This window comes from Endozoicomonas sp. (assembly GCF_051008435.1).
Taxonomy (GTDB): domain Bacteria; phylum Pseudomonadota; class Gammaproteobacteria; order Pseudomonadales; family Endozoicomonadaceae; genus Endozoicomonas_A.
In genome coordinates this window covers 1-4,746 of sequence record NZ_JBPCXO010000352.1, presented here as the reverse complement: position 1 = coordinate 4,746, position 4,746 = coordinate 1, and the positions used below count along the sequence as shown (strand labels likewise).

The 4,746-nt window shown below is 46.3% G+C and carries 5 protein-coding genes; 1 reads left to right on the top strand and 4 read right to left on the bottom strand.

The genetic code is table 11. The annotated features are described in order from the left end of the window. Positions 1 to 262 precede the first annotated feature (262 nt). Entirely contained in the window at positions 263 to 940 is a 678-nt protein-coding gene (locus ACR2PX_RS17760; RefSeq protein ID WP_434000698.1) for an HAD family hydrolase, read from the top strand. Between the two features lie 14 nt (positions 941 to 954). Here the strand turns inward: ACR2PX_RS17760 and ACR2PX_RS17755 are convergent, their stop codons facing one another. The 4 genes from ACR2PX_RS17755 to ACR2PX_RS17740 are packed head-to-tail and all read right to left on the bottom strand — an operon-like array spanning position 955 to position 4,434. Next, positions 955 to 1,998, bottom strand: coding sequence for an ABC transporter ATP-binding protein (locus ACR2PX_RS17755; RefSeq protein ID WP_434000697.1), 1,044 nt, complete (start codon positions 1,996 to 1,998; stop codon positions 955 to 957). After that, positions 1,995 to 2,777, bottom strand: coding sequence for an ABC transporter permease (locus ACR2PX_RS17750; protein ID WP_434000696.1), 783 nt, complete (start codon positions 2,775 to 2,777; stop codon positions 1,995 to 1,997). Before ACR2PX_RS17750 ends, ACR2PX_RS17755 begins: the two co-directional genes overlap by 4 nt. Further along, on the bottom strand, positions 2,761 to 3,612 hold the full coding sequence (locus ACR2PX_RS17745; RefSeq protein ID WP_434000695.1) for an ABC transporter permease: 852 nt from the start codon (positions 3,610 to 3,612) through the stop codon (positions 2,761 to 2,763). The genes ACR2PX_RS17750 and ACR2PX_RS17745 overlap by 17 nt, the downstream gene beginning before the upstream one ends. 12 nt (positions 3,613 to 3,624) lie before the next feature. After that, positions 3,625 to 4,434 carry an alkaline phosphatase family protein gene (locus tag ACR2PX_RS17740; protein WP_434000694.1) on the bottom strand — a complete coding sequence of 270 codons (810 nt, stop codon included), beginning with the start codon at positions 4,432 to 4,434 and terminating at the stop codon, positions 3,625 to 3,627. Positions 4,435 to 4,746: the final 312 nt, after the last annotated feature.

Genomic DNA, 4,746 nt, shown 5'->3' with positions numbered 1-4,746 from the left:
ACAGCAGGTGCTGATCAAACTCAACAGGGCTATCCTTGAATTTTGGTGGTGGTGACATCTGGCATTATTAGGGTTGATTTAAGGCTTATCATAACAGATAAACCTATTCTCGGTCAGGCTCCTAGAGCAGGTATTCAGAAAACACCTAAAAATAAAATATGAGTACACATTTAATTTACACTGCAATCCATAGCTAACTCGATGCATTAATTGATTTTTTCTCAATGCTAGAATCTGAACAATCCAATTCACTAGAGAGCCTATGAAAAAGAATCTGCAAGCCGTGCTGATCGATATGGATGGCCTGATTTTTGATACTGAAGTCATTCATCGACTCTGCTGGGTTCTCGCCGGTCAGTCCTTGGGATATGAGGTTAATGACGAGTTTTTTAAACGCAGCACCGCCACCACATGGGAAAGGACCCTGGCACTACTCAGCGAACTCTATGGGAAGGATTGCCCGGCGGAAGCCTTTTATCAGCAGAAAAAAGATTTTTTTCAGGATTACATCAACGCAAACGCTACTGTGCTCAAAAAGGGATTTTCTGAGCTGTTTCAATGGTTACTGACCCAACCCTTGAAGTTAGGCCTGGTGACTTCTTCAAGACGCTCTTCAGTTGAACATCACTTTGCCAGCAGAAACGAACTTTCCAGCTTTGACACAGTGGTCACATCCGAACAAGTGGTCAACGGCAAGCCTGATCCGGAACCGTATCTGCTGGCTTGCAGGAAACTGGGGGTTCCACCAGAAGCAACTGTGGTCTTTGAAGATTCCAACAATGGCATACGCTCAGCTTACACGGCAGGTTGTCAGGCAATTATGATTCCAGACTATCTTCCTCCGGAAGCCGATGTACAAGAACATGCCTTCTCTATTCTGAAGAGTTTGCATGATGCCAGAGCTCTAATTCTCAGCCAGTTCCAGATCGAACAGCCCTAAGCCATAATGGCGGTTTAAGTCCGACAGGCTTCTGGATTATCCTCATCGACTTCTCTGATTTCACGAGTGTTGAAGAGCAGATCAAGGGGAGCGCCTGCTGGAAACAACCGCTCTGAGCTTCTGTTGAGCAAATCCACCAGCAGCTCCACCCCGCTGACATGAATACGGTAACGAATGATGTTGCCCAGTAGGAGATAATCAACCACCTGGCCACGCACAGGATGTCTGACATGATCAGCATACTGACGACCTTCCTCACGGACATAAATGGACTCAGGCCTGATAGCAATCTGCTTTTCTGACTTTATGCCAAGCACCTGATACGCCTGAGAGGCACTTAACAGGTTATAGTTCCCGATAAAACGAACAACAAACGCATTGGCTGGCTCTGTGTATATTTCTTCCGCCGTTCCGTTTTGAATAATCTGGCCATTGCTCATCAATAAAATCCGATCAGACAGTGTCAGAGCTTCTTCCTGGTCATGGGTAACAAACAAGGTCGTTAATCCCAATTCTTTTTGAATAGACCGAAGCTGTTCACGCAGATTTTTTCTGATTCTTGCATCCAGAGCCGACAGGGGCTCGTCTAACAAAAGGATTCGGGGCCTAACCACCAGAGATCTTGCCAACGCGACTCTCTGACACTGACCACCAGAAAGCTCTGAAGGATATCGTTGCTCTTTCCCTTCCAGCTCCACCAGCTCTACGGCTTCTTTTACCCGCTGAGATCGCTCAGACAGGGGGACTTTTTGCATTTTCAAACCGAAGGTAATATTTTCCCTGACCGTCATATTCGGAAAAAGTGCATAGCTCTGAAACACCATGGCAATTCCACGCTGCCTGGCAGGTAGGTCAGTGACATTGGCTCCGTCTATAAACAGTTGCCCTTCATCAACTCGAGTCAAGCCCGCAACACAACGTAGCAACGTTGACTTGCCACAGCCAGATGGCCCAAGGAGAGTGACAAACTCTCCTTTCTCCAGAGCAAAATGGATATGGGTAAACACAGGGCTATCGTCATATTTTTTTTCCAGCCCCTGCGCTCTTAAAAAGCTCATTGTTTTTTTCCCCACTGCCCGGCCAGTATCGTCATCAGCATAATGACCAGAAAATAACTGACCACTACCGCACTGCTGAAATGTCCACTTCTTGCCTTCATGTTGAACAGATACACCTGCACCGTTTCAAACCGGGTTCCCACCAGAATATTGGCAAACACAAACTCTCCAATCAGCAGAGAAAAACTCAGGAATAGAGACACCATCAAGCCTGTCTTCAGATTCGGTAAAACAATGGTAAAAAAAGCTCGAACAGTACTTGCCCCCAATAAATGGGCTGCATCCAGCATATCCTGAAGATTCAGGTTCGCCATGTTGTTGGCAATGGCTCTATAGGAAAAAGGTAAGGCTACGGTGAAGTAGGCTCCCAACAGAATCCAGGGAGTTCCTGTCAGGGTAATCACATCATTGGAGTAGATTTGCAGTAACCCGACAGACGACACCACTGGCGGCACAGCGAAAGGCAGCAGAATGATAAAATTCATGAAGGGTTTCAGAAAAGGAAAATAATAGAAAACAATAAATGCTGTAGGAACGACCAGTATCAGGGTCAAGAAAAGAGCACCCAGACACACCATGATTGAATTCAGCATGGCCTGTAAAAACCTTTGCTCAACAAACAGGGCCTTATACCACTTCAGGGTGACACCCTCTGGCAGCATGCCAGAAGACCAGCTGGTGCTTATGGAATAGAGCAAGGTTCCCAGCAACGGCAATATCATGACGATCATGAACACGATAATAACCGACAGATGCCCAAGACTATCTGGCCTTCGCACGGAGCCTCCCCGGCTTGATTAACCATTCGTTAGCCAGTGTTACCACCATCAGAATAAAAACCAGAATCATAGAAAGCGCACTGGCCAGCCAGGGATCAAGAAAGATATCACCGGAAATCAGGTTGCTGATCCTGATCGTCAGAAGGTTATAATTACCTCCTGTCAGGGCAAAAGCCGTCGCCATAGTCCCCATGGCATTGGCAAACAGAATAATGAAGGTCCCTAGAATACCGGGCGTCAGAACGGGCAATCCAATACTCAGCCAGTAACGAAGCTTGCCAGCTCCCAATAGACAGGCAGCCTCCTGCCATTCATCCTTGAGCCCTTCCATGGCTGGGAGCATCAATAAAATAGCTAATGGGATTTGAAAATAACTGTAAATCAGAATGAGTCCAAAAGCGGAATAAAGATTAAAGCCCAGATGAATACCCAGCTGATCGAGCAAAATAATAAAACAACCGTTAGCGCCCAAAAGAATGACAAAAGCAAATGCCAGCGGTACGCCGGAAAAGTTGGCAATCATATTAGAGAAAGTCAGGGCTACTTCCTTGAGACGACCAGAAAGTCGGTGCAGTGACCAGGCACAGGGCAAAGCCAGCAACATCCCTGCAATACTGGAGTAGAGACCGATCTTCAGACTGTTGTATATCGCCTGCCGGAAATACCGACTTTCCAGGATATACAGATAATTACCCAGCCCCCACTCTTCACCCAGGTTACTTTTGAAACTGTCCGCCAGTACCCAAATTAGAGGCAGCACCTGGAAGAGAAAAAAGGCAAGAATAAAGGGCGTTAAAAGAAAAAGTGCTTTTCTTTCAGCCTTGTAAAAGGCCATATTACGCTTCTCTCAGTGAGCAGAACTGATGGGTAACAATTTACCGTGTTGCTCAATCTCCAGGGTTTCACAGACCAAACCACAAATATGCAATTGTTTCAGCTGCATACTTCGAAGGTCATCAAACGTTTCGCCCAAAAGAAACAGCGGTACTTCACGCTCTTCAGCCAGAGTACCACCATGACTGCACATGCCATTCATGCCGTGGTCGCTGGTCACCATAATCTGGTAGCCAGCCTCTAACCAGCCGGACAGATATTCAGCCATCTGAACATCCACTGAGCGTGCGGCATTACGATACTCTGGAGACAGTAAGCCATAGTGATGCCCTGCATCATCAACGTTCATAGGGTGGATCAAAAGAAAATCCGGGTCATGGGTGACTCTGAGGTACTCGGCATCAGCAAAAAGATGGCTGTCCGGATAATGATCAAGCCAATAGAACAAGCCATGCTGGATCAGTTGCTCGGGATTGTTCTGAAATCGATCCTGGAGTGGTTGAAAGGGCGTATGATTATAGAGTTCACTGAACATGAAATAAGCTGCGGCAGCTGTCGTTTTTCCATGTTCCCTGCCCAGAGAGAAAATACTGCTTTGACTTGACCTTCTGGCCATATCATTGGAGAGAACACCATGATCAAGTGGGCGGGTTCCAGTCAGTATGGTTTCGTAGAGGGGTCTGGAGAGACTGGGTAATTCACAGACCAAATTATGCAACTGGGCACGGGATAACTCTACATACCCCATTAAACACCCCATGCATTCTCGAGCCACCTGATAGTTCAAACCGTCAAGAATAATCAGTATGACCTTGTTATTCATGATTTACTCCAGATACCTGTTCACTGCTAAAACCGAGAACAACTCTTCCACAGATCAGCGAAAGATCACGGCTTTATACATGACAGCCTGACTGTTTAGCCCTTGGCAATCCCCTCCGCCAAAAAGGTAAATGTCAAAACCGTTCGAGGAATACTAGACGAGTTTGATTATTCTTCAGTAAATAATTTTGGGGCTTTTACAGGTTGGCTGATGAAAAGTGAGGGGTTGCAACAGAAATAGCCTTCAGGAGACGATTGATTTGTAAGGATCAAAATTTCTGAAGGATCAGACATGTGTGCAACACCCTCACTA

Excerpts from the sequence above, each read along its gene's own strand:
- ACR2PX_RS17760 (WP_434000698.1), top strand. The coding sequence starts at position 263 with ATGAAAAAGAATCTGCAAGCCGTGCTGATCGATATGGATGGCCTGATT.
- ACR2PX_RS17755 (WP_434000697.1), bottom strand. The coding sequence starts at position 1,998 with ATGAGCTTTTTAAGAGCGCAGGGGCTGGAAAAAAAATATGACGATAGC.
- ACR2PX_RS17745 (WP_434000695.1), bottom strand. The coding sequence starts at position 3,612 with ATGGCCTTTTACAAGGCTGAAAGAAAAGCACTTTTTCTTTTAACGCCC.
- ACR2PX_RS17740 (WP_434000694.1), bottom strand. The coding sequence starts at position 4,434 with ATGAATAACAAGGTCATACTGATTATTCTTGACGGTTTGAACTATCAG.